Here is a 25,944-nt window from a genome sequence, read left to right as displayed (position 1 = left end):
ACAAACATGCCCACTGCACTGCCCACCGTCGAGCTTGGCGACGGGCTCACCGTGAGCGCGATCGGATTCGGCGGCATGGCGCTGACCCCCGTCTACGGAGAGGTCGACGACACGGAATCACTGGCCACGCTGAATCACTGCCTCGATGTGGGTGTCACCTTCATCGACACCGCGAACGTGTACGGGGGCGGCAACAACGAACGACTGATCGCGAACATCCTGGCGAACCGTCGCGACGAGGTCACTCTCGCAACGAAATTCGGTATCGCCGGCAACCCGACCACCGGTTCGCTTGCGGTGCGCGGGGACGCCGCCTATGTGCAGCAGTGCATCGACGAGAGCCTGCACCGGCTCAACACCGAGGTTGTCGACTTGTACTACATGCACCGGCGAGATCTGAATGTGCCGATCGAGGAGACGGTCGGGGCGATGGCCCAGCTGGTAACCGCCGGCAAGGTGCGACATCTCGGATTGTCCGAGGTGACCGCCGACGAACTACGCACCGCCGTCGCGGTACACCCGATCGCGGCCGTGCAGAGCGAATGGTCGGTGTGGAGCCGCGACGTGGAACGCAACGTCGTCCCGGCCGCCGCCGAGCTGGGCGTCGGGTTCGTGCCCTATTCCCCGTTGGGACGGGGCTTTCTCACCGGAACGGTCCGATCGGCCGCGGATTTGTCCGCACCGGGCGACTTTCGCCGCCGGGTGCCGCGCTTCGCTCAGGGCGCCCTGGAGGCCAACCTCGCCGTGGTCGATGTCGTCACGTCGATTGCCCAGGCGCACCGCGCCACGGGCGCTCAGGTCGCCCTGGCCTGGCTGCGCCACCGCGCACAGCAGCTGGGTGTCGCCAGCGTGCCTATTCCGGGTACCCGGCGGGCGGCGCGAGTCGACGAGAACGCGGCCTCGCTGACGTTGGCTCTGACACCAGAGCAGTTGGCGGCGTTGGATGCTGCCGGCTCCGTGGTCGCCGGGGACCGCTTCGAAGATCTGGGTTGGGTGTCGGCCGGGCGAGAATAGCCTCAGGTCGACTGCCGGGCCGGCCGGCACCGGTATCCGGTTTCGTCGCCAATGTCCGAAAGATGTTCTGCCACAACGTCGAAAGTCAGGACTGTCGTGGCCCTTACCACCACCGGCGCTGGTGATCGTGGCGACCTGATCGCCGAACCGCAGTTCGTTCGTCGGCGTCGTCACCAGCTGACCGGGAGTTCTTTCATACCGTAGATGGAGGCATCCTTGAACCGCAGTTCCTCGGGCGGCACCGCCAACCGGAGTCCGGGCAGCCGACGGGCCAGCGTGGCGAAGGCGACCTGCATCTCGACGCGGGCGAGATTGGCTCCGATACATTGGTGCACGCCGTAACCGAAGCCCAAGTGTCCTCGGGTGTTTCGATCGACGTCGAAGGTCTCGGGTTGATCGACGAAATCGGGGTCCCAGTTCCCGGCGAGCAGGCTCATCAGGACGAACTCCCCGGCGCGAACTAGCTGCCCACCGATCAGCAAATCTTCGGTGGCCACCCGGTCGACCTGGCTATCCACGATGGACAGGTAACGCATCAGCTCTTCGACGATGTTGGCGACGACGGCCGGATCGCCGGTCTGTCCCAGCCGCTCGAACACTTCCGGATGTTCCAGCAGCACAACGGTTCCCAACGAGATCATGTTGGCGGTGGTTTCGTGGCCGGCCTGCATCATGATGACGGCGTTCATGGCCGTGGTGGTGTGGTCGAGCTGGCCCGTGGCCACGTATTCGCTGAGCAGGCGGCTGATCAAGTCGTCGCCGGGTGCACGTTCTTTGCGTTGTACCAACTCGTGAATGTAGGCATACATCGCTCCAAACGCCTCGCCCTTTTCCGCGTCGGTGGATTTGTGGTCGAGGCCCTTCGTGGTGTTGAGTTGAAAGAGTTCAAGGTCTTCGGTCGGCACTCCCAGCAGCAGCGCGATCACCATGGACGGCACCGGCAACGCGAATTCACGCACCAGGTCGGCCGGCGCACCGTTAGCCACCATCTGCCCGAGATAATGGTCGACCATCTGCTGGATGTGTGGCCGCAGCGATTCGCAACGACGGAAGGTGAAGTTGCTGGTCATCATGCGCCGCAACCGGTGATGCTCGGGATCGTCGGTGCGGGCGAACATCACCGCGACGTTGTCGTCGGCGTCGGTCGGCAGGATCGAGTCCGGAATCGTCTTGGCGGACAACCGCGGGTCGACCAGCGCCGCCCGGATGTCTTGATATCGGCTGACCACCCAGACGGGGTTCCCCTGGAACATCGCCCGCCGCAGCCCCGGCTGTTCGCGCCAGTCCACGAACTCGGGAGGCGGCGCGAGCGGGCACCGGGTGGGCCGGCCCACCGGCAGCACCGGCAACTCGGCGTCGGGGCACGAGTCGGACTTCTCGAAAGATACTGACATAGCCCGCGTTTCCAGTAAGTGTCAGATAGCTGCCAGTTGTAGAGCGTAGAGCCGACCCTGTTGGCAGTCAACTGTCAGTTAGGCTGTCAGCATGACCGCGGTCGAGGACCGTCCGTTGCGCGCCGACGCCGCGCGCAACGTCGAGCGCCTCCTGCGCGCCGCGCGTGAGGTTTACGGCGACATAGGGCCCGACGCGCCGGTAGAGGCCGTGGCCCGCCGCGCGGGTGTCGGTGAGCGCACGCTCTACCGCAGATTCCCGACGAAAGCCGATCTGGTGCGCGCCGCGCTGGACCAGAGCATCGCCGAAGACCTGACGCCGGTGATCGAAAGTGCCCGCGCCGCCACGGATCCGCTCGACGGCCTGACCCAGCTGATCGAAGCGGCGATATCGCTAGGCGCCCGGGAACACAATCTGCTGACCGCCGCCCGGCGGGCCGGATCGCTGACCTCCGACATCTCGGTGTCGCTCAACACCGCACTCGGCGAGCTGGCCCGCGAAGGCCAGCGACTCGGCACCATTCGGCCCGACCTGGTCACCGACGACCTGCCTCGGCTGGTCGCGATGCTGTTCAGCGTGCTGTCGACGATGGATGCCGACAGCGGCGGCTGGCGCCGCTATGTCGCCTTGATCGTCGACGCGATATCGGTCGGCGAACGACAGTCGCTGCCACCGGCGGCGGCGCTGCGCTACACCGTCGGCCCGAATACCTGGCCGCTGTAACCGATCTAGTTCGTGGTCCGGTCCTGCTCGTTCCACATCGCGCCGCGCATCGTCGCGGAGAGTGGGATGTCCTCCACGGCGAGCAGTCCTTGCGGCGCGCGACACACCCAATCGATCGCGTTGACTACCCGTGCCGCCGTCGCGATGCAGCCGGCGTCGGTGGAATCGAACAGCGGATGCGAAACGTGGGTGTTGATTTCCACCCGGGGGTCGCCCTCGACGACGACACGATGCACCCCGGTGTGGCCCTCGGGAGGGTATTCCCAGCCCGGCGCCGCGGCATCGGTGAGCCGGGTGACGTGTTCGAGGGTGAGTACCGATTTACCGTCGCGCACCCCCTCGGTGGCGAACCGCACGGCGCCCATCTGTCCGGGCTCGACTGTCATCATCGTGCACTCGATTCGTTCCGGTGTGTACCAGGGTTCGACACGCTGGCGTACCTCGTCGAGCTTGATGTCCAGGTTGTCGGCCAGGCTGCGAACCTGACCGCCCCACATCGACACGATCACCCCGGGGAGAAACATCATCGGCGACTCGTCGCCCGGCTTCGTCCCGAACCCCATTGCGGCGCCTGTGAATTCGGCGTCGTCATAGTTGCCGTAGTCGAAGATCTCCTGCACGGTGATCGAATCCACCCGGGTGGTCAGGCTGACCGCCGAGTGCACCAGCGTGTCGCCGGAAAAGCCCGGATCAATGCCATTGACGTACAGCGACGTGTGGCCGGCCGCGCAGGCACGCTGTAGCGGTACCCGCAACCAGTCGTCGGCGTGGCGCGGGGTGACCAGCCAGACCATCGACGTGCCCACGACGTTGGTGCCCGCGGCGAGGAACGCCGACATCTGCTCGATGGCCTCCATCGGTCGGGTTTCGCCCTGGGACGTGTAGACCGTGCAGTCGGCACCCAGGCCGACGAGCGCCTCGATGTCGTCGGTGGCCACGATGCCGGTGGGCTTGTCGAGTCCGCACAGCTGTGCGGCATCCTTGCCGATCTTGTCGGCGCCGGACGCGTGCACGCCGACCAGCTCGAGGTCCGGCCGACCGACGATGGCCCGCAACGAATGCCGGCCCACATTTCCGGTCGAGAACTGAACGACTCTGCGCACCTGCCCTCCTCCTTCCGACACGGCGAATGACTCATCATGACGCCTTGCCTCACCGTCCCGGTCAGTAATCGGGGATTGGCAGCGGCGAATTGTTGGCGTCGATCCCACCGTCGACGTGGAAGATCGCGTTCGTCGCGTAGCAGTCCCGGGTGCACAGATACACCGTGAGGCGGCCCAGATCCTCGACGTCACCGAGCCGGTGCAGCGGGGTGGCCTCCTGCATCTTCTCCAGCGATCCGGGCATCAGGTCCAGGCTGCCCTTGAGTCCATCGGTGGCGAATGAGCCCAGCGCGATGGCGTTGACGCGGATCTTTGGCGCAAGTTCCTGCGCCATGGCGCGGGTCAGTGCCTCGAGGCCGCCCTTGGCGACGCAGTAGGCGGTCAACGCCCGGATGCCGAAACGCGCTGAGCCCGAGGAGATGTTGACGATCGAGCCGTGCCCGGCGTCGATCATGTGCGGCGCGCACAGCTGGCTCATGATGAACGCAGATGTCACGCACCAGTCGAAAGTATGCCGGAAGTCCTCGTCGGTGATGTCGAGAAATCGCGCGTAGGTCGAGCCGCCGACGTTGTTGACCAGAATGTCGATGCGGCCGAACCGTTCCATCGCGGTGTCCACCACCCGCTCGCCGTCGGTGCGGCTTGTCGCGTCCGCGACCAGCGCCAGCCCGCTGCCACCCGCGGCCTCGATTCCCTCGATCGTGCCGACGATGTCCGCCTCGGTACGCGCGGTCCCGACGACCGTCACCCCGGCTTCCGCCAAAACCCGGGCGATGCCGGCCCCGACACCCTTGCCGGCGCCGGTGACGATCGCGACCTGTCTGTCCAGCCGGAACTGCTCCAACGCCATGTCGAACTCCTTCGATCGAGCGTGGTGTGCGCCGATCAATCTAGGAATCATGCTGACTAAAGTCAACCAATGCAGCGGTTAAAACTCCGCGCCATACGGATGGCTCGATAATCATCAAGTAATGCAAGCCTTTTTAGGCAAAACCCGGCATAATGACATGCTTACGCCGAAATCTCTGACATGAGTCGGGTCAACCGTAAGGAATCAAATGGCTGTGACGGACCGGCTGTCGGCACGCGAAGCTAAGCGCCTACAGACGCGGGAGCGATTGATGGGCGCCGCGATTGCCGAATTCGCCCGTGCCGGGATGGCCGAGGCCGACGTCGGTTCCATCGTGGCGGCCGCGGGAGTCGCCCACGGGACGTTCTTCTTTCACTTTCCGACCAAGGAGCATGTGCTGCTGGAGTTGGAACGCCGTGAAGAGGAGCGGATCGCCAAGCAATTCGCGCAATTCTTGAAGGCCAAGCATGATCTCGCCGGCGCCCTGAACGAGGCGGTCCGCCTGGTGGTTGGATTGGAGCGCCGCCTGGGTGATCTGCTCTTCAATGACTTTCTCGCGCTGCATTTTTCCCAAACCCGGCCCCAGACCGAGGACGGCCGAGATCACCCGCTGATCATGCTCGTCGCCGAGGAGATCGCGGGTGCCCAACGCCGCGGTGAGACCGATCCGGACGTCAACGCGATGAACAGCGCGGTGTTCTTCCTACTGGGCCTGTACGCGTTGCTGATCACCACCAACCACTGGCCGACCGGCCACACCCTGCTGGAAGAGTTCGTCGCACGGACGTTGCGAAGCCTTCAGCCGTGATCCGCGGCTGAAGGCCGGATTGCTGACTTCTGTCAGCAATCGCTGCCCGCATGCCGCTCGAACTCTTTCAGTCGACACCTATTGAGCCCTGATGGGGCCTTGGTGTGCCTACTATATTGCTGACTGTAGTCAGCCTGTTATAGTGCACAGGCCGATCCAATCAGCGCCGATGACGGGGAGGGTTCGTGAATCGACCTCAGCTGCGCCAGCGCCACGCCGATGGACCCGAGAAGGAAAACCCCATTGCCACAGCAACTCTGACGCTCGACGAACACCTGGAACGGTCCCAACTCGCGCAGCGCCGAGCCGATAAGTGGCTGGTCTCCGGGAGTCTGCTGATCGGAACCGCCGCGCTGGGCATTTTTGGCCTGCCGCTGTTCCTGTGGGGAGTGCGATTATTGCGCCGGGCGCAACGGGACGGTTTGTCGGTGCGGCCGATGCTGGTTACCCTGCTCGGCTATCTGGTGATCATCGACGCCGCAATCAACACCGTCGGGTGGGCACTCGACCTGGTGGCGAACCACACGCTGTTGGCGCGGGTACTGCTCAACGGGTGGGGCAACATGTTCGACGCCGGATACTTCTGGCACTACAACGAACTCTGGGTCGGCGGCGCCGCGGGGCCGGGCGAAAAAGCCATGGAAGTCGGACTCATCCTGACCGTCTTCACCATGCGCATCGCCGCCGCCATCGGCTTCCTGCAGATGAAACGCTGGGGTCACCAATGGATGGTGATCACCTGCTGGATGGGCGTGGTGATCTGGATTACCTACGTGTTCAACATGACGATGTTCGCCGACGTGCGCTTCGCCGGCGTCGTGCTACCGGTCGTGGGCTGGTGGCTCTACGACATCTTCTACATCACCCCGTTCCTGGCGATTCCGTACCTGCACACCGTCAACCGTGAACTCTTCTCGGACTGACGCACGGACACCATCACCGAGGAGGTCAAAATCGTGGGCTATCTGTGGGAAATCCTTCGTTATGTTGCCGCATGGGGCGGCACCGGGCTCATCATCTGGTTCTGGTACTGGCTGTTCTCCAACATCGGCACGTTCTGAACCGCGAAATACCGCCCATGAGTGAACATTCCGACGGTCACGCGATGGCGGTGGAACGCAGTTGCGGCGTCACGGCAGTCGCGCTGAGCGAGCAACGCCGCGAAGGCGTTCGGCTTGTCACGGGTGAACGGCGAGGCTTCGGGTTGAACGCGGCGCTGACGTTCGTTCACGTCCCCTACCCAGCGCCGGCCGAGTGGACCCGCCGCACCCTTACCTGCGGTGTGGCCCTTCAGTGTTCGCCGTCGAAAGAACGCATCACCTCCTACCGCCTGAACGAACTCGCCGCCCGGGAGCTGCGAGCGCTCACGCTGGTCGAGGCGGGCGTCGCGCTGGGCTGGATCTCCTCGCGCTGGCCCGGGCTGCTCCCCGATGCCCGGCGGCTTCTCCCCGACATGCGGATCGAAGCCGGCGACATGAGCACCGCGGAGATGCTCGGCCGGGCGATCGCCTTAGCCAACACCGGCCAAGAACTGACGGTTCATCCACTGCTCGGCGCCTTGCCGCTGGCGTACACGGCGCCGCACGGATTGACCGACAAGTTGCGCCGCAGCTTTGGCCGGATGCCGTGGACGACCAAGCAAAAGCGTATTCCGCGACCGTACTCGGTTCCCGTCGGCGGCGACGGCGGCGTCCGCAATCCCAACCTGCCACCGCCGAGCCGGCCACAGGACAACGATCTCGACGTCACCCCACAACACCGGCCGGGGATTCCGTATCCCGAATGGAACATGTGGACTCAGCGGTTCATGCGCGACCACGTCGCCGTCATCGAGCATGCCGACGGCCGGCGCATTCGCCGTCCGGTTCCGGTGGCCGTCGACGTTCGCAAGTGGTTCGAAGAACACACCCATCGGGCAATAACCAACCGTCTCGAGGACGGATCGGACCTCGATGTCGACCAGTACGTCAACCACTACATCGACCTGTCCACCGGCGAGGCCAAGGAACCGAGGGTGTTTCGCGACCTGCTTCCCAGCAGCCGCGACGTGACCACTGCGTTGCTACTCGACGGCAGTTCGTCGCTGGGCGTGCACGGCGGCCGGGTTTTCCAGCTCGAATTGGCCTGTGCCGATGCGCTTTCGGGCGCCATGACGTTGGCACGCGAACCGCACGGCATCTTCGTGTTCACCGGCAACACCCGTCATCGCGTCGAGGTGCGGTGCCTGAAGGACTTCGGGGATCGCCGCTTCGTGCCGCCGAGCGGGCTGGGCCTGTCCACCCATGGCTACACCAGGCTCGGTGCGCCGCTCCGTCATCTGACGAGCCGGCTGCTCGCGCAACCATCGGAACGTCGCCTGCTGATCGTCATTGGTGACGGACTGATCTCCGACGAGGGCTACGAGGGCCGTTATGCGTGGGCGGACACCGCGCACGCGGTCGAGGAGGCCAACGATGCCGGCGTGTCGATGTACTACGTCGGGGTCGGACCGACCCGCGTCGATCCGCTGCCCGAAGTGTTCGGACCCCGGCGATCCCAACGTATCCGACGCGTAGAGGAGCTGCCGCGAGTGCTGGCCCATGTCCATCGGGAATTGGTCGCCGCATGACCACCGATAGCTATTTCGCCAATGGCAACGAAGTCCAGCTGTTCGAGCAGGCCTTCCACCGGCGCATCCCCGTCATGCTCACTGGCCCGACCGGGTGCGGCAAGACCCGCTTCGTCGAGCACATGGGCTCGTTATTGCAGCGCCCCGTCGTCACGATCAGCTGCCACGACGATCTCACCAGCTCTGATCTGGTCGGGCGCTTCATGGTCACCGGCGGCGACGTGATCTGGACCGACGGCCCGCTGACCCGGGCCGTCAAGGCCGGCGCGATCTGCTATCTCGACGAGGTCGTCGAGGCCCGCCACGACTCATTGGCCATCCTGCATTCCCTGACCGATCACCGGCGGTCGCTCTACCTCGACCGCGCGAACGAAGTGGTGACGGCGCCGCAGGAGTTCATGCTGGTGTGTTCCTACAACCCGGCCTACCGCAGCTCGCTCAAGGAGCTCAAACCGTCGTTCCGGCAACGCTTCGCCACGTTGGCGATGCACTATCTGCCGCCCGACCGTGAGGCCGAGGTGATCGTCGCCGAATCGGGCATCCCGCTGGCCACCGCGCGGCGGCTGGTCGGCTGCGCCGTCGCGATCCGCACGGCCGACGAGGCGTTCCACTTCGAGCCGCCATCGACCCGGGTCTTGGTCACCGCCGCCCAGTTGATCGCCGCGGGCGCAACCGAGTTGGATGCCGCCAACGCGTGCATCCTCGCGCCGCTGAGCACGGACGGCGCGGTCACCGACGGACTTCGTGAAGTCGCGGCGGCCAGCCTGGCTACGTCGAGCAGTTCGCCCTAAGGAGAGGAGCAACGGCATGGACCGACAAGAGGAAAAGCGGAAACGCGCGCTGATCATCTTCCAGATCTTCATCTACGGCTACCTGCTGACGATGTTCGGGATTCAGCTCTACATGTCGTTCGCGCGGGGGTGGTGGGATCTGTGAATCTGTCCGCTGCGCAAGGGCATTCGCTGGGCCTGGAGGAACACCACGACGGGTCGCGCCAGGCACAGCGCCGCGCCGACAAGTGGATGATCGTCGGCGCCGCGCTGATGGGCATGTGGGCGCCAGGCCTGATCGGATTCCCAATCTTCATGCGCGGGGTATGGCTGCAGCGCCAAGCGCTGCGTGCCGGCCTGTCGGTTCGGCCCATGATCGTGACGCTGATCGGCTACCTCGTCCTGATCGACGGCATGCTCAACAGCCTGGGCTGGGCGCTGGACCTGGTTGCCAACCACACCCTGGTCAACCGGGTGCTGATGGTGGGGTGGGGCAACATGTTCGACGCCGGATACTTCTGGCACTACAACGAACTCTGGGTCGGCGGTGCGGCCGGCCCCGGCGAAAAGGCTTATGTCGCAGGGCTGATCCTCACCGTCTTCTCCATGCGGGTGGCCGCGGCGATCGGGTTTTTGCAGATGAAGCGCTGGGGCCACCAATGGATGGTGATCACCTGCTGGATGGGCGTGGTGATTTGGTCCGCCTACGTGTTCAACATGACCATGTTCGCCGACGTGCGTTACGCCGGTGTGGTGTTCCCGGTCGTCGGCTGGTGGCTCTACGACATCTTCTACATCACGCCGTTCCTGGCGATTCCGTACCTGCACACCGTCAATCGAGAAATCTTCTCCGACTAGAGGAGCAGTGCCGCAATGACCGCGACGACCGAAGACCCCTCGGCCTCCAACGACCCGACCGCCGACCTCGAGCCGGGGACGACGCCGTATTACGCGCGTATGCACAAGTGGATCAAACGTGCCGTGCTGGTCTGCCTGGTGGCACTGGTGATCGAGGGCGCCTTCACGCTGCCGTTCATGGCGGTGTACTACGGCTACCCGACGCTGAGTCTCACCGAGATCTGTAGCGAACTGCTGAAGATCCGGTACTCCAACGACACTTTGGAGTGCAAGTACCCGTACCCGCCGTTCGGCCCGCCCGAGGGCGCCGAGGGCAAGGCCACGGCTCAAGACGTCTGGGGCATCCAGCCGATACCGAAGTACCATCGGCTGGGGTTCCGCGAATTGGTCCGTATCCACAACGAACGGCTGGCTCGTCAAGCGGCAGGTTCCCACCCGTGACGGACAGGTTGCCGCTGACCTTCCTGGCCACCAACCTGGGTTAGCGGTGGTCCGCCAGTTCGAGCACGCGAATCTCGCCGCTGCCGCCGTCGACTTCGACTAAAGCGCCCGCGGGCAGCGATGTGGTTGCTCCCTGCACGTCCACGATGCAGGGGAAGCCGAACTCGCGGGCCACCACGGCCGCATGCGACATCGGGCCGCCGAGCTCGGTCACCACCGCGGCGGCGTAGCAGAAGGCGGCGGTGTATCCGACGTCGGTCACCTCGGCGACCAGGATTTCGCCGGGCTGCAGCTCATCGATCGTCTCGGGACGTACGATGCGCACCCGGCCGCGCACCCGTCCCCCGCAGACGCCGACGCCGCGCAGACTCTCCCCGCGGCCGAGCACCGCCGGCGGCGTGGTGGCCGGCTCCCAGTGCCCGCTGAACACGGTCGGGACGGTGACGGCCGCCAGCCGGCGCCGTTCGGCGCGGCGGCGGTCGACCAGGCCAGCGACGTCGGTGGGCAGGGCGTCGAGTTCGTCGACCAGCAGATAGAACACGTCGTCGACGGCCTCGACGATGCCGGCGTCGACCATCCGGCGCCCGTACTCGCGCAGCAGCCCCCGCAGCACCCAGTTGGCTCGCACCACCTTGTCTCGACGCGCCTCGCGATCACGCAGCTGGCTCCCAGCCAGCAGCGCTATCGGCTTGGCCCGCAACGGAATCCGCGGGCGCGGCGGCGGTGGCGCAGCGTCCGTCGTCATGGCTCGGGCCACCATCCGGACCAGTAGTTCCGGGTCGTCGGCGTAGCTGGTGGAAAGCAGCTCGAGCTCCGCGGGGCCGCGATGACCGATCAGCGCCAATTCCGCGTGCACCGCGGCGTGAAACTCCGGCGCGTCGACGGCCAGCTTGTCGAGCCGCTCCCCCGGTTCGGTCAGCAACCGCGCCACGTTGTGGTCCCGCCGCGCCGCCACCACCAGCCGATGCATGGCCTCCACTGTTCGGGCGCTGACCAGTTCCGGCCCGGCCGGTGCCGAGGTGTCCCGCCCGCACAGGCCGCGCAGCAACACGTTGAACGCCGCGCACAGCATGAACGATGCCGAGGCCAGCACCCAGCCGTGCACCACGTGGTCACGGGCCAGCGCAATGAGGCTCAACAGCCGACGATCGTCGAGTTCGGTGACGTCGGCGGCCAACCGTTCCAATCGGTCGACGTCGGCAATGAAGGCGCGGGTGTCCCGCGCCGCCCCGGAACTCAAGCCCAGCAAGTTCACGCCGAACACCCCGACATTGCGCCCGTTGCGCAGTAACCTTCGCGCCCAACCGGATTCGTCGGGACGCTGCTCCCCGAAGACCGGCAGGGAGGCCATGCTGGGGCCGAAGAAGCCGCTGTTGCTGACGATCATCGACGGTTTGGCGAACGGCACGGTTTGCGCCATGAAGTGCGCCGAGGTGATCGCGCCGTAGAGGCGGTGCGCGAAGACGGCGACGGTCCGCATCGCGATTTCGCGCTGCACCACTCCGCCCGGCCGCAATCGCTCGGCAATGACGGCGCCGCCGGCCCGCAGCCCCCGCACGGTCGCAGACGCCGAGGACGGCGAGAACGGCCCCGGCAAGGCCTCGGACAGGTTGGTCGCCAGAAAGGTCGGGAAACGCGGGTCGATCGGGGTGTCGAACTCTCCGTTGAGCCCTTCGGGGCCGGCTAATTGAGGGACCACACCGTCATCGGCCGGCGCATCGACGGCCGGCAGGTCCGTGACGTTGGCCAGCCGCCACGGCAACGACACGACCCGCTTACCCAGCGTGATGCGGCCGCGCACCGCCAGCGCGACATCCTCGATGCACTCGTCGCAACTCCAGGCCGGCCGGAAAGCCCACTGTTGTCGCAGCCGCGCGGTGTCCATCACCGGGGCGCCGCGCACCAAGTCCAGCTCGGCCGCCGCGAGCAACGGTGCTCGCGGCAGCACCGGGCGCCCCAGCCGCGCAGCGATCTGACGGAACGACCGCTGTCCCGGTGCCGCGAGATTGACTGGGCCGCTGTCGATTTCGTAGTCCACGACGGCCCGGGTGAACAGCCGCAGCGCGTCATCGAGGTGGACGAGTTGCCTGGGGTGATCGACCGAGCCGTCCGGGAACGCGGGTAGTGCCAGCAGCCTGCGCACCCAGTTGTCGACGTTGCGACCCACGACCAGCGCGCAGCGCACCGCGACCCATTCCACACCCGCCGCCGCGAGCAGGTCCTCGACCCGAGCTTGGTACACCCCGTCTGTCAATACCGGAGCCATCGCTTCGTGCTCGGCCTTCGGCACGGCGGCGCGGCCGTAGACGAGCGGCGAAGACGCGAAAACGATGCGCCTGCTACCCGTCTCGGCCATCGCGTGCAGAACGTTGCGGGTGCCGCCGACGTTCACGTCGTGGCCGGCGCGCTGGTCGCCGAGGCTGTGCACCCAGGCCAGGTGAGCCACGACATCCGCCCCGCCGACGCCACGTCCGACGGCGTCGGCATCCCGAATGTCCGCCGCGACGAAATCGGCCGCGCTCGGCCAACTTTGCGGCCGGCGCCGGGCGATCCCGACGACATCGTGACCCTGGCTGAGCAATCGGGCGGTGATCCCGCGGCCGATCACACCACTGGCCCCGGTGACCGCGATTCTCATTCGTCGTCGTCGATCAAGGCGGCGTTCAGTAGGTCCTCGAGGTCCATGTCCGCGATATCCTTCTCGGTGCTTGCCCCGGCGGCGATCGCCCGCGCGTCGCCGTCTTCGGTTGCCAACGCCAGCAACAACTCCAGCACTCCGGCCTGCCGGAGCCGCTTGACCGGAATCGACCCGACCATGCGCGCAATATCGGCTTCCCCGGGGGCGACGGCCGGGGCGCCCTGCTCCGCCGTCCCGACCAGCTCGCTGTGCATGTAGCCGGCCAGTGCGGCGCAGTTCGGGTAATCGAAGATCAGCGTCGGCGACAGCGCCAGACCGGTGGCGGACTTCAACCGGTTACGCATCTCGACCGCGGTCAGCGAGTCGAATCCGAGCTCCTGGAATGCCCGCTCCGGATCGATGGACTCCGGGCTGGACTGGCCCAGCACCGTGGCGATGTTGGAGCGCACCAAATCCAACAGGACCGCGTACTGCTCGTCCTCGGGGAGCCCCTCCAGACGTTGCAGCAGAGCTGATTTCGACTTGGCCGCGGCCAGCGAGTCGTCGACCTGGCGGCGGGTCGGGGCGTTGATCAGGTCGACGAACATCGGCGGCAGCGTTCCCCCGTCGAACTTGACCCGCAGCGCCGCGAGGTCGATGTGCGCGGGCAACAGGAACGGCTCGTCGACGATCAGAGCGGTGTCCAAAAGATCCAGGGCTTGGTCGGAGGACATCGCGACGATGCCGTCCCGGCCGAACCGGGCGCGATCGGCGGCGCCTAGCGCGCCGGTCATGGCGCTGGCCTGATCCCACAGACCCCAGCCCAATGACATCGCCGGCAAGCCATGAGCCCGGCGGTGCAGGGCCAACGCGTCCAGGAAGGAGTTGGCGGCCGAATAGTTGGCCTGGCCCGACGCCCCCGCCAGCCCGGCCATCGACGAGAACAGGACGAACGCCGACACATCGAGGTCGCGGGTGAGCTCGTGCAGATTCCACGCGCCATCGACCTTGGCCCGCAACACCGCATCGACGCGTTCCGGGGTCAACGACGAAATCACCGCGTCATCGAGCATCCCGGCCGCGTGGATCACGCCAGACAGCGGCCGCTGCACCGGAATGTCGGCGATCACCTTGGCCAGCGCCTCGCGATCGGCGACGTCGCAGGCGACCACCTGCACCTGAGCGCCGCTCGCACCAAGCTCGGTCATCAACTCGGCGGCGCCGGGCGCGTCCAGGCCCCGGCGGCTCACCAGCACCAGGTTGCGCGCCCCGTGCCGCGACACCAGGTGCCGGGCCACCGCCGAGCCGGCCATGCCGGTGCCGCCGGTGATCAGCACGGTGCCGCCCGCCGGGCCGCTCCCCGGACCTCCGGGCACCGTCATGACGACCTTGCCGACGTGGCGGGCCTGGCTCAAATACCGCAACGCCGCCGGTGCGCGCCGAATGTCGAACCTGGTGACCGGCAACGGCCGCAGCACGTCGTCGCCGAACAGCGCGACCAGCTCGTCGAGGATCTGCCGGATGCGATCGGGCCCGGATTCGAAGAGATCAAAGGCGCGATACCGCACGCCCGGATGGTCGGCGGCGACCGCGGCGGGCTCGCGGATATCGGTCTTGCCCATCTCGAGGAAGACCCCGCCCGGGGCGACCAACCGCAGCGACGCATCGACGAAGTCACCGGCCAGCGAATCCAGCACGATATCCATCCCGGACCTACCGGACCCGGCGGTGATCGCCCGGAATTTCTCCTCGAACTCGAGGCTGCGCGAATCCCCGATGTGATCGTCGTCAAAGCCCATGGCCCGCAACGTGTCCCACTTGCCACGGCTGGCCGTGGCAAACACTTCCAGGCCCAGGTGACGGGCCAGCTGCACGGCGGCCATCCCCACCCCGCCGGCCGCGGCGTGCACCAACACCCGCTGCCCGGGCTTGGCGGCGGCCAGATCCACCAGCGCGTAGTAAGCGGTCGCGAAGACCACCGTGGTGGTCGCGGCGGCGGTATGCGACCAACCGCCCGGGATCCTGGCCAGTAGCCGCTGATCGGTCGTCGCGACCGTTCCGGTTCCGTCCGGGAACAGACCCATCACCCGGTCGCCGACCGCGAAACCGCCATCCGTCGAGACGGTTTCGGGGCCGACCTGCACAACAACACCGGACGCCTCGATACCCATCACCGCATCCGGATCCGGATACAGACCCAACGCGATCATCACATCGCGGAAGTTGGCCGCGATGGCCGACAGCGCAACCCGAACCTGGCCCGGGCCCAGCGGGGTGTCGGCGTCCGGGATGCGCTCCAAACGCAGATTCTCAAAGGTGCCCCGGCTGCTCATGCCGATCCGCCACGCCTCGTCGCCGGGCGGGACCAGCAGCGCACCGACCGCACGGCTGCCGTGCACCCGGGCGATGTAGACCTTCGAGCCACGCACCAGCACCTGCGGCTCGCCGGCGGCCAGGACCGCGGCCACCGACTCGTCATCGAGCACGCCGTCGGTGTCGACCAGCACGATGCGGCCCGGATGCTCGGTCTGCGCCGAGCGCACCAGACCCCACACCGCCGCGCCGGCCAGATCGGTGATCTCCTCGCCCGGCAGCGTCATCGCGCCCCGGGTGGCCACCACCAACGTCCCCGCACCCTCGCGGGCCAACCACGACTGCAGCACCGGCAGCACCGCGCGGGTCGCCGCGTACACACCCGTCAAGACGTCGTCGGAAACCGGCAGCGACTCGAACACCACCGCGGCGCGCTGTCCTTCCGGCACGTCGAATTCCGGTGCGCCATAAGCGAAGACCGACACCGGCTGCACCGACGACGACGGCAGCACCGACCAGTCCACCTCGAACAGCCGATCCGGGCCGGAACTCGACACGGCGGCCAGCAATTGCTGATCGGTCACCGGCCGGGCCACCATCGACGCCACCGACAGCACCGGCAGCCCGAGGCCGTCCGCGAGCTCGATCGACACGGCCGAATCGCTGACGGGCATGATCCGCGCCCGCACGGCCGTCGCGCCCGCGGCGTGCAGCGACACCCGCTGCCAAGAGAACGGCACTAGCATCGACCCCTCGGGCAGCTCGTCGTCCCCCGAGGCAAGGATCACCGCGTGCAGCGCGGCGTCAAGCAACACCGGGTGCACACCGAAGCCGGTGACCGACAACCCCGCATCCGCGGGCAGCGTCACTTCGGCGAACACTTCCTCGCCGCGACGCCACATCGACGTCAGGCCGCGGAACGCGGGACCGTAGCCGTAACCACGCTCGGCCAGCCGGTCGTAGCCGTCGCCGACGTCGACCGGAACGGCTCCCGCCGGCGGCCATGCCGACATGTCGGCGCTGGGCTCGGTCGCCCCGGCGCGCAGCATGCCCTCGGCGTGCAACGACCATCCCGAGCCGGATTCGGCGCGGGAGAAGACCGACACGGTTCGCACGCCCTGGTCGTCGGCTCCGCCCACCACGACCTGGACGGCGACCGATCCGCCGGCCGGCAACACCAGGGGCGCAGCGAGATTCAGCTCCTCGACGACGCCGCAGCCCACCTCGTCGCCGGCGCGGACCGCCAGCTCGACGAATCCCGCGCCGGGGAACAGCACCACCGAGCCCACGGTGTGATCGTTGAGCCATGTCTGCCGGCCGGGCGACAACCGCCCGGTCAGCACCACCCCGCCCGACGCCGGCAGCTCGACCACCGCGCCCAGCAGCGGGTGCTCGCTCGCGGCCTGTCCCAGACCCGCCGCGTCGCGCGTCCCGCCGTCACCGGCGAGCCAAAACCGGCGCCGCTCAAAGGCATAGGTGGGCAACTCGACGAAGCTCGCAGCGCCCACGACACCGCGCCAGTCCACGTTCATCCCAGACACGAAGCCCTGCGCGACGGCCATGGTCAGCGTCTCGGGCTCCGGACGGTCTTTGCGCAGCGCGCACATCGTGACGACCGGCGTCCGCTCGTCGACGGCAAGCGTTTCCTCGATGGAAGCCGTCAGGCCGCTGCTGGGTCCGACTTCGAAGAATCGGCTGCCGCCCGCGGATCGCGCGCTGCGCACGCTGTCGGCAAACCGCACCGCCTCGCGCACGTGCCGTTTCCAGTAGCCGACGGTGCCGTAGTCGTCGCCGGCCAGCTGCCCGGTCACGTTCGACACGATCGGAATGGTCGGCTTGCCGACGGCGAGTCCCGCGGCGACCGTGCCGAATTCGTCGACCATCGGATCCATCAGCGGCGAGTGGAACGCATGGGAGACGGCGAGCCGGTGGACGCGACGGCCGTCGGCGCGAAGCCGCTCCGCGATCGCGGTGACCTTGTCTTCGGCACCCGAAATCACCACGGAGTTAGATCCGTTGATCGCGGCAATCCCGACGTCGGCCTGATCGTCGGCCGCCAGCAGCGGGCGCACTTCGGATTCGGTGGCCTGCACGGCGATCATCGCGCCGCCCGCCGGCAACGCCTGCATGAACCGGCCGCGCGCGGCCACCAGCACCGCGGCGTTCTGCAGCGACAAGACGCCGGCGACGTGCGCGGCGGCCACCTCGCCGATTGAGTGGCCCATTACGAAATCGGGCCGCACGCCCCACGATTCGAGCAACCGAAACAGTGCGACCTCCACCGCGAACAGGGCCGGTTGCGCGAACTCGGTGGTGTTCAGCAGGTCCTCGTCATGCCCCCACATGACGTCACGCAGGGGCCGCAACAGGTGCCGGTCCAGCTCCTCGACCACGGCGTCGAACGCCTCAGCGAAGACCGGGTAGGCGGCGTGCAGTCCCGTTCCCATGCCCAGCACCTGTGAACCCTGACCGGGGAAGACGAAGACGGTCTTACCGGGCTGGGTGGCGGCGCCGTGGATGACCGTGCCGATCTCGCCGGCGGCCAACTCGTCGAACCCGGCCAACAATCGATCGCGCTCGGTTCCGGTGATGACGGCGCGATGCTCGAAGGCCGATCGGCCCGCCAGCGACCATGCCACGTCGGCCATGTCGAGGTCGGGGTGCGCGCGCAGATGATCGGCCAGCCGGACAGCCTGAGACCCCAACGCCGACAACGACTTCGCCGAGACCACCCACGCCAGCACGGGAGGTTTACAACTCGCCTCACGCGGCTCCTCCACCGGGACAGACTCGAGGATGACATGGGCATTAGTGCCGCTAATCCCAAACGACGACACCCCAGCACGACGAGCCCCCCGGCTATCCTCGACCTTCCAAGGCCGCGCCTGCGTCAACAACGACACCGCACCCACCGACCAATCCACATGCGGACTCGGCCGATCCACATGCAACGTCGCCGGCAACACCCCATGGCGCATCGCCTGCACCATCTTGATCACCCCAGCCACCCCCGCCGCAGCCTGGGTATGACCCATATTCGACTTGACCGACCCCAACCACAGCGGCTCTTTCCCAGACCGCGCCCGCTCTTGCCCATACGTCGCCAACAACGCCTGCGCCTCAATCGGATCACCCAACGTGGTACCGGTCCCATGACCTTCCACCACATCAACCTCAGCCGCCGACAACCCCGCATTAGCCAACGCCGCACGCACCACCCGCTGCTGCGACGGACCATTGGGCGCCGTCAACCCATTCGACGCCCCATCCTGATTGACCGCCGAACCCCGCACCACCGCCAACACCGGATGCCCCAACCGCCGCGCATCCGACAACCGCTCCACCACCAACATGCCGCCGCCCTCGGAAAACCCGGTGCCGTCCGCGGCGCCCGCATAGGCCTTGCAGCGGCCGTCCGCGGACAATCCGCGCATCCGGCTGAACTCGACGAAGATGTCCGGGGTGGCGTTGACCGTGACACCGCCGGCCAGGGCCAGGTCGCACTCACCGGAGCGCAACGACTGCACCGCCATATGCAACGCCACCAACGACGACGAGCACGCCGTATCCACCGACACCGCCGGGCCCTCCAAACCCAACACATACGACACCCGGCCCGACGCCACACTCGACGACTGTCCGGTCAGCCGGAAGCCTTCCGCCGCCGGTGCGGCACCGATACCGTAGCCCTGGGTATACACGCCGGCGAACATGCCGGTGGCGCTCCCGCGCAGCCCGCCGGGCTCGATTCCGGCCCGCTCCAACGCCTCCCACGACAATTCGAGGAACATCCGCTGCTGGGGATCCATCGCGAGCGCCTCGCTGGGGGTGATGCCGAAGAATGCCGGATCGAAATCCGCGACACCGTCCACGAACCCACCGCTGCGCGTGTAGCAGGTGCCCGGCACGTCGGGGTCCGGGTTGTACACACCGGCGAGATCCCAACCCCGGTCGGTCGGGAACTCCGAGATCACGTCGCGCTCGTCGGCCACCATCTCCCACAGCCGCTCGGGCGTATCCACCCCACCCGGGAACCGGCACGACATACCGACGATCACGATCGGGTCATCGCCGCTCACCTGGACGACCGGGGCGGTGGCGATCTCCTGCGGCACCCCGGCGAGCTCGGTGCGCAGGTAACCGGCCAGCCCGTTCGGCGTCGGGTAGTCGAAGATGAGGGTCGGCGAAAGTACCAGTCCGGTAGCGGTTTTCAACCGATTGCGCATTTCGACCGCGGTCAGCGAGTCGAAACCCAGGTCCTGGAAGGCCTTGTCGGGATCGATCGCCTCGGCCGTGGCGCTGCCGAGCACGGTTGCAATGTGGGACCGGACCAGATCGAGCAGTAGGGCATGCTGCTCCGGTTCGGAAAGCCCGTGCAGGCGGTGTGCCAGCGCCGATTTCGACTTCGCCGCGGCCAGCGAGTCGTCGACGCGGCGGCGGGTCGGTGCATTGAGCAGATCGCTGAACATCGGCGGAACGACGGCGGCGTGCGCCCGCAACGCCGCCAGGTCGATCCGGGCGGGGGCGATAACCGCCTCATCGGCAATCAGGGCGGTGTCGAACAATTCCATCGCCTCGTCTGACGACAGCGCCAGGATTCCGTCGCGGCTCAACCGGGCGCGACCGGCGGCGTCCAAGCCGCCGGTCATGGCGCTGGCCTGATCCCACAGCCCCCACGCCAGGGAGATCGCCGGCAACCCGTGTGCCCGCCGGTGCGCGGCCAGCCCGTCGAGGAAGGTGTTACCCGCCGCGTAGTTGGCCTGACCCGACGAGCCGACCAGGCCCGCCATCGACGAGAACATCACGAACGCAGACACATCCAGCTCGCGGGTGAGCTCGTGCAGATTCCAGGCCGCATCCACTTTGGCCCGCAACACCGCGTCGATTCGCTCGGGCGTCAGCGAGGTGACCATCGCGTCGTCGAGCACACCGGCCGCGTGGATCACCGCCGACAGCGGGAACTGCGCCGGGATCGCGGCGATCACCGCGGCCAGCGCGTCACGGTCGGCGGCGTCGCAGGCGACGACGGTCGCCCGGGCCCCGGCCGCCTCCAATTCCTCGATGAGCGCGGCGGACTCGGCGTCAGGGCCACGGCGACTCAGCAGCACCAGGTTCCGCGCGCCGTGTCGCGTCACCAGATGGCGGGCCAGCGTCGAACCCGCCATGCCGGTTCCGCCGGTGACCAGGACCGTGCCCGACGTCCACGCGCCCGGCAGGGTCATGACGACCTTGCCGACGTGGCGAGCCTGGCTGAGATAGCGCAGCGCACTGGGAGCGCGTCGCACATCGAAGGTCGTCACCGGCAAGGGCCGCAGCACACCGGCGTCGAAAAGCTTTGCGAGCTCGAGCATCCACTCATGCATCCGGGGGCGGCCCGGCTCGAACAGGTCGAAGGCCCGGTACCGCACGCCGGGATATTCCCGCGCGACCGCGTCGGGGTCGCGGATGTCGGTCTTGCCCATCTCCAGGAACACGCCACCGGGGGCGACCAGGCGCAGCGAGGCGTCCACGAACTCGCCGGCCAACGAATCCAGCACCACGTCCATCCCGGCCGCACCGGCCCTGGCGGTCACCGCCCGGAACTTCTCCTCGAACTCGAGGCTGCGCGAATCCCCGATGTGGTCATCGTCAAAGCCCATGGCCCGCAACGTGTCCCACTTGCCACGGCTGGCCGTGGCGAACACCTCCAGGCCCAGGTGACGGGCCAGCTGCACGGCGGCCATCCCCACCCCGCCGGCCGCGGCGTGCACCAACACCCGCTGGCCGGGCCGAACCTCGGCCAGATGGATGAACGCCATGTATGCCGTGGTGAACACCGCGGAGATGGCGGCTGCCTCGGCGTAGGACCAGTCCGCAGGTTTCGGCAACAGCAGGCGCACGTCGCCGGGCACCAGCGTGCCGCTGCCGTCCGGGAAGAATCCGTAAACCGGGTCGCCGACCGCGAATTCGGTGACGTTCGGGCCGACCTCGACGACGACACCCGCGCCCTCGCCGCCGAGCAGCGCGTCGTGGGTGAACATGCCCAGCGTGATCATCACGTCACGGAAGTTGGTGGCGATGGCGCGCAGCGCCACCCGAACGTGTCCCGGCTGCAGCGGTGCGTCGGCGCCCGGAACCGGTTCCAGGCGTAGGTTCTCAAACGTGCCCGCGCTGCTAATGCCGAGCCGCCATGGTCCGTTACCGGGTGGTTCGAGGATGCTTTGCACCGCGCGGCTGCCGCGCACGCGGGCGGTGTAGAGCGTGCCGCCGCGCAGCAACAGCTGCGGTTCACCGGCCGCCACCACGGTCGCGGTCGCGGTTTCGTCAAGGGTCACATCGGAATCCACGAGCACGATGCGGCCGGGATGCTCCGTCTGCGCCGAGCGGACGAGCCCCCATACCGCGGCGCCCGCCAGATCGGTAATGTCCTCCCCAGGCAATCCCATTGCGCCGCGGGTCGCGACGACCAGGACCCCCGAGTCGCTCTCGGTCAGCCAGGACTGCACGGCCGCTAGCGCTCGATGGGTGCGCTCATGGCTGGCCGTGACCGGATCGCCTTGGGGGACATCGGATTCGAACAATCGGTGGGCGCCGGCGGATGCGGGATCCGCGGCCACCTGCGCCGGAGACCACACCAGCTCGAACAGCCGGTCCTGCGCCGAGGTCGAAACGGCCGCACGCAGCTGCTGCTCGGTGACCGGTCGCACCGCCATGGCGGCCACCGACAGCACCGGCAGCCCGAGCGCGTCGGCCAGCTCGATCGAGGCCGACTTGGAGGCCGACTTCGAGTCCGACACTGCGCCGGCGGGCGCGATGCGGGCGCGCACTGCGGAGGCGCCGGCAGCGTGCAGCGCCACACCCTGCCAGGAGAACGGCAACATCACCTCGGACTCGTCGGCGCCGTGGCGGGCGACGACCATGGAATGCATTGCCGCATCGAGCAATGCCGGGTGCACGCCGAATCCGTTGACGCCGCCGGCCGCATCGGGCAGCCGCACCTCGGCGAATACCTCATCGCCGCGGACCCAGGCGGCGGTCAGACCCTGGAACGCGGGGCCGTAACCGTATCCGCGGGTCGCCAACGTCTGGTACGCGCCGGCCGTATCCACCGCGACGGCGCCCGGCGGCGGCCACACGGACAGATCCGCGTGCTGCTCGACCGACGCGGAGCTCAACACGCCCTCGGCGTGGCACACCCAGGCGGCGTCGGGACTGAGGCGGGAGAAGATCGCGACGCCACGCCGACCGGATTCTCCCCCGCCAGCGTCAGGTGCCCCGTCGGCCGGATCCACCACGACTTGGACGGCCACCGAACCGAATCCGGCCTCGCCGGCGGGCAACAGCAGCGGTGCTTGCAGCGTCAGCTCCTCGACGGTCGAGCAGCCGACTTCGTCACCGGCGCGGATCGCCAGCTCGACGAACCCGGCGCCCGGAAACACCACGGTGCCCGACACCGCGTGATCGGCAAGCCAGCCCTGCACGCTCGGTGACAACCGGCCCGTCAACAGCACTCCGCCCGACGACGGTAGGTCGACCACGGCGCTCAGCAGCGGGTGCTCGCTGGCTCCCAGTCCCAGACCCGCTAGGTCAGCGCCGGATCCCTCGCCGGAGAGCCAAAACCTGCGCCGGTCAAACGCATACGTCGGAAGCTCGACGAAGGCAGCGCCGTCCAGCAGGCCGCGCCAGTTCACGTTCACACCCGCGGTGAAGGCGGTCGCCGCCGACATCAGGAATCGCCCCAGGCCGCCATCGTCGCGGCCCAGGGTGGGAACCACGATGGTCTCGGCATCGGCGGTGCCGGAGCAGGTGTTTTCGATGCCCGCGATCAAGGCGGGATGCGGACTGGATTCAATGAAGGTCCGGTACCCGTGCTCGCAGGCGGTGCGCACCGCCTGGTCGAACTGCACCGTCTGCCGAATGTTGCGGTACCAGTAGGCGGCGTCCAGAGCTGCTGTGTCCAAGCGGCTTCCGGTGACCGTAGAGAAGAACGCGACACGCGAGGAGCGCGGCTCGATGCCGGCCAACACGTCAATCAGCTCGCGGCGGATCGCCTCCACCTCGACCGAGTGCGACGCGTAGTCGACGTCGATGCGGCGGGCCCGCAGCTCGAGGTCGACGCAGAAGGCGATGAGTTCCTCCAGCGCGGCGACCTCACCCGACACCACGACGGCCGAGGGCCCATTGACGGCGGCGATACTGAGCCGATTGCTGTAGGGCGCCAACAACTCTCGCGCCCGCTCGGTACTGCAGGCGAGGGAAACCATGCCTCCGGGGTGTGCGAGCGATCGCAGCAGTTTGCTGCGCAGCGTGACCACACGGGCCGCGTCGCGTAGCGTCAATGCACCGGCGACATAGGCCGCGGCGATCTCGCCCTGCGAATGGCCGATCACCGCGTCCGGGTTGACCCCGATCGACTTCCACACTTCGGCCAACGACACCATCACCGCGAACAGCACCGGCTGAACGACGTCGACGCGGTCCATGCCGGGCGCACCGGGGGCGCCGCGCAGCACGTCGATCAGCGACCAGTCGACGAATTCCGCGAAGGCCTGCCCGCATGCCTCGATCTGCCGAGCGAAAACCGGTGCGGTATCCAGCAATTCGACGCCCATGCCCACCCACTGGGAGCCCTGGCCAGGAAATACAAAGACGTGTTTGCTCATCGGCAGCGCGGCGCCGCGGATGACCGCGCCGCCCACGTCGTCACCGGTCAGCTCCTGCAGGCCCGCCAGCAATTGGTCACGATCGCGGCCGACGATGACGGCGCGATGCTCGAAGGCCGATCGGCCCGCCAATGACCATGCCACGTCGGCCATGTCGAGGTCGGGGTGCGCGCGCAGATGATCCGCCAGCCGGACAGCCTGAGACCCCAACGCCGACAACGACTTCGCCGAAACCACCCACGCCAGCACGGGAGGTTTACAACTCGCCTCACGCGGCTCCTCCACCGGGACAGACTCGAGGATGACATGGGCATTAGTGCCGCTAATCCCAAACGACGACACCCCAGCACGACGAGCCCCCCGGCTATCCTCGACCTTCCAAGGCCGCGCCTGCGTCAACAACGACACCGCACCCACCGACCAATCCACATGCGGACTCGGCCGATCCACATGCAACGTCGCCGGCAACACCCCATGGCGCATCGCCTGCACCATCTTGATCACCCCAGCCACCCCCGCCGCAGCCTGGGTATGACCCATATTCGACTTGACCGACCCCAACCACAGCGGCTCTTTCCCAAACTGCGCCCGCTCTTGCCCATACGTCGCCAACAACGCCTGCGCCTCAATCGGATCACCCAACGTGGTACCGGTCCCATGACCTTCCACCACATCAACCTCAGCCGCCGACAACCCCGCATTAGCCAACGCCGCACGCACCACCCGCTGCTGCGACGGACCATTGGGCGCCGTCAACCCATTCGACGCCCCATCCTGATTGACCGCCGAACCCCGCACCACCGCCAACACCGGATGCCCCAACCGCCGCGCATCCGACAACCGCTCCACCACCAACATGGCGCCACCCTCGGACCAGCCGACTCCGTCGGCCGCACCGGCGTAGGCCTTGCAGCGGCCGTCCGGCGAGAGCCCGCGGTGCCGGCTGAACTCCACGAAAACCGTTGGGGTGGCGTTGACGGTCGCGCCGCCGGCCAGGGCCAGGTCGCACTCACCGGAGCGCAACGACTGCACCGCCATATGCAACGCCACCAACGACGACGAGCACGCCGTATCCACCGACACCGCCGGGCCCTCCAAACCCAACACATACGACACCCGGCCCGACGCCACGCTCGAGGTCATGCCGGTCAGCCGGTACCCCTCGATTTCCTCGGCGAGCATGCCGTAGCCCTGGACGATGAGTCCGGCGAACACTCCGGTCGCGCTGCCCCGTAGGCCGCTGGGGTCGATGCCGCCGCGCTCCAGCGCCTCCCAGGACAGTTCCAGCAACATCCGGTGCTGGGGATCCATTGCGAGCGCCTCGCTGGCCGCGATGCCGAAGAATGCCGGATCGAAATCCGCGACACCGTCCACGAACCCACCGCTGCGGGCGTAGGTCTTGTGGCGCGCATCGGGGTCGGGATCGAACAGGCCGGCCAGGTCCCAACCCCGGTCGGTCGGGAACTCCGAGATCACGTCGCGCTCGTCGGCCACCATCTCCCACAGCCGCTCGGGCGTATCCACCCCACCCGGGAACCGGCACGACATACCGACGATTGCGATGGGCTCGCTCGAGCGCTCCAGCAACGCACGGTTGGTGCGCTTCAGGCGTTCAACCTGGACCAGGGCTTTGCGCAGCGCCTCGGTCGCATGCTGGAGTTGATCCACCTCAGTACCCCTCGCCTAACGTGGCCGGTTCGGCGGCCGGTTTCGAGCGCCGGTTTCGACGGCCCGGTTTCGACCGCCGGATGCGGCTTCTCGCCGAGTCACGGAAGTTACTGCACGAAGCGACGTGTTCGTGTTGC

14 protein-coding genes are annotated in these 25,944 nt (G+C 67.5%); 9 read left to right on the top strand and 5 right to left on the bottom strand.

Annotated features, from left to right (window positions below):
* Positions 1-6 precede the first annotated feature (6 nt).
* Positions 7-1,014, top strand: coding sequence for an aldo/keto reductase (locus G6N33_RS23805; RefSeq protein WP_044506338.1), 1,008 nt, complete (start codon positions 7-9; stop codon positions 1,012-1,014).
* A gap of 170 nt (positions 1,015-1,184) precedes the next feature.
* On the opposite strand, the gene G6N33_RS23800 is transcribed toward G6N33_RS23805, so the two are convergent.
* The gene (locus G6N33_RS23800) at positions 1,185-2,408 is read right to left on the bottom strand and encodes a cytochrome P450 (protein ID WP_101528489.1); all 1,224 of its coding nucleotides are present in this window, start codon (positions 2,406-2,408) and stop codon (positions 1,185-1,187) included.
* 91 nt (positions 2,409-2,499) lie between these two features.
* Between G6N33_RS23800 and G6N33_RS23795 the strand changes: the two genes are divergently transcribed.
* On the top strand, positions 2,500-3,129 hold the full coding sequence (locus G6N33_RS23795) for a TetR/AcrR family transcriptional regulator (RefSeq protein WP_044506340.1): 630 nt from the start codon (positions 2,500-2,502) through the stop codon (positions 3,127-3,129).
* 5 nt (positions 3,130-3,134) lie between these two features.
* Here G6N33_RS23795 and G6N33_RS23790 read toward each other — a convergent pair whose 3' ends face one another.
* The gene (locus tag G6N33_RS23790) at positions 3,135-4,232 is read right to left on the bottom strand and encodes an NAD(P)H-dependent amine dehydrogenase family protein (RefSeq protein ID WP_044506341.1); all 1,098 of its coding nucleotides are present in this window, start codon (positions 4,230-4,232) and stop codon (positions 3,135-3,137) included.
* A gap of 61 nt (positions 4,233-4,293) precedes the next feature.
* Positions 4,294-5,082 carry an SDR family NAD(P)-dependent oxidoreductase gene (locus G6N33_RS23785; RefSeq protein WP_044511903.1) on the bottom strand — a complete coding sequence of 263 codons (789 nt, stop codon included), beginning with the start codon at positions 5,080-5,082 and terminating at the stop codon, positions 4,294-4,296.
* Positions 5,083-5,290: 208 nt separating this feature from the next.
* Between G6N33_RS23785 and G6N33_RS23780 the strand changes: the two genes are divergently transcribed.
* The 7 genes from G6N33_RS23780 (at position 5,291) to G6N33_RS23755 (ending at position 10,567) form a co-directional block, all read left to right on the top strand.
* A complete protein-coding gene (locus tag G6N33_RS23780; RefSeq protein WP_101528488.1) occupies positions 5,291-5,890 on the top strand; it encodes a TetR/AcrR family transcriptional regulator in 600 nt (199 codons plus the stop codon).
* A 185-nt stretch (positions 5,891-6,075) separates the two neighbouring features.
* Positions 6,076-6,813 (top strand): hypothetical protein, encoded by a 738-nt coding sequence (locus G6N33_RS23775; RefSeq protein WP_044506344.1) that lies wholly within the window; start codon positions 6,076-6,078, stop codon positions 6,811-6,813.
* A gap of 155 nt (positions 6,814-6,968) precedes the next feature.
* Complete coding sequence (locus G6N33_RS23770) at positions 6,969-8,498, top strand: nitric oxide reductase activation protein NorD (protein ID WP_044506345.1); 1,530 nt, start codon at positions 6,969-6,971, stop codon at positions 8,496-8,498.
* Positions 8,495-9,289: a CbbQ/NirQ/NorQ/GpvN family protein gene (locus G6N33_RS23765; RefSeq protein WP_044506347.1), complete on the top strand. Its 795-nt coding sequence runs from the start codon at positions 8,495-8,497 to the stop codon at positions 9,287-9,289. Before G6N33_RS23770 ends, G6N33_RS23765 begins: the two co-directional genes overlap by 4 nt.
* Positions 9,290-9,305: 16 nt before the next feature.
* Positions 9,306-9,434, top strand: coding sequence for a hypothetical protein (locus tag G6N33_RS27780; protein WP_044506349.1), 129 nt, complete (start codon positions 9,306-9,308; stop codon positions 9,432-9,434).
* Entirely contained in the window at positions 9,431-10,126 is a 696-nt protein-coding gene (locus tag G6N33_RS23760) for a hypothetical protein (RefSeq protein WP_044506351.1), read from the top strand. Before G6N33_RS27780 ends, G6N33_RS23760 begins: the two co-directional genes overlap by 4 nt.
* A gap of 15 nt (positions 10,127-10,141) precedes the next feature.
* A complete protein-coding gene (locus G6N33_RS23755) occupies positions 10,142-10,567 on the top strand; it encodes a hypothetical protein (RefSeq protein ID WP_044506354.1) in 426 nt (141 codons plus the stop codon).
* Between the two features lie 40 nt (positions 10,568-10,607).
* Here the strand turns inward: G6N33_RS23755 and G6N33_RS23750 are convergent, their stop codons facing one another.
* Positions 10,608-13,205, bottom strand: a complete 2,598-nt coding sequence (locus G6N33_RS23750) for a sugar epimerase family protein (protein ID WP_044506355.1) — start codon at positions 13,203-13,205, stop codon at positions 10,608-10,610.
* Positions 13,202-25,807, bottom strand: a complete 12,606-nt coding sequence (locus G6N33_RS23745; RefSeq protein ID WP_163771657.1) for a type I polyketide synthase — start codon at positions 25,805-25,807, stop codon at positions 13,202-13,204. Before G6N33_RS23745 ends, G6N33_RS23750 begins: the two co-directional genes overlap by 4 nt.
* Positions 25,808-25,944: the final 137 nt, after the last annotated feature.

This window comes from Mycobacterium simiae (genome assembly GCF_010727605.1).
Lineage (GTDB): Bacteria > Actinomycetota > Actinomycetes > Mycobacteriales > Mycobacteriaceae > Mycobacterium > Mycobacterium simiae.
The sequence above is the reverse complement of the archived record's forward strand: the minus strand, read 5'-3'. Positions and strand labels throughout refer to the sequence as shown.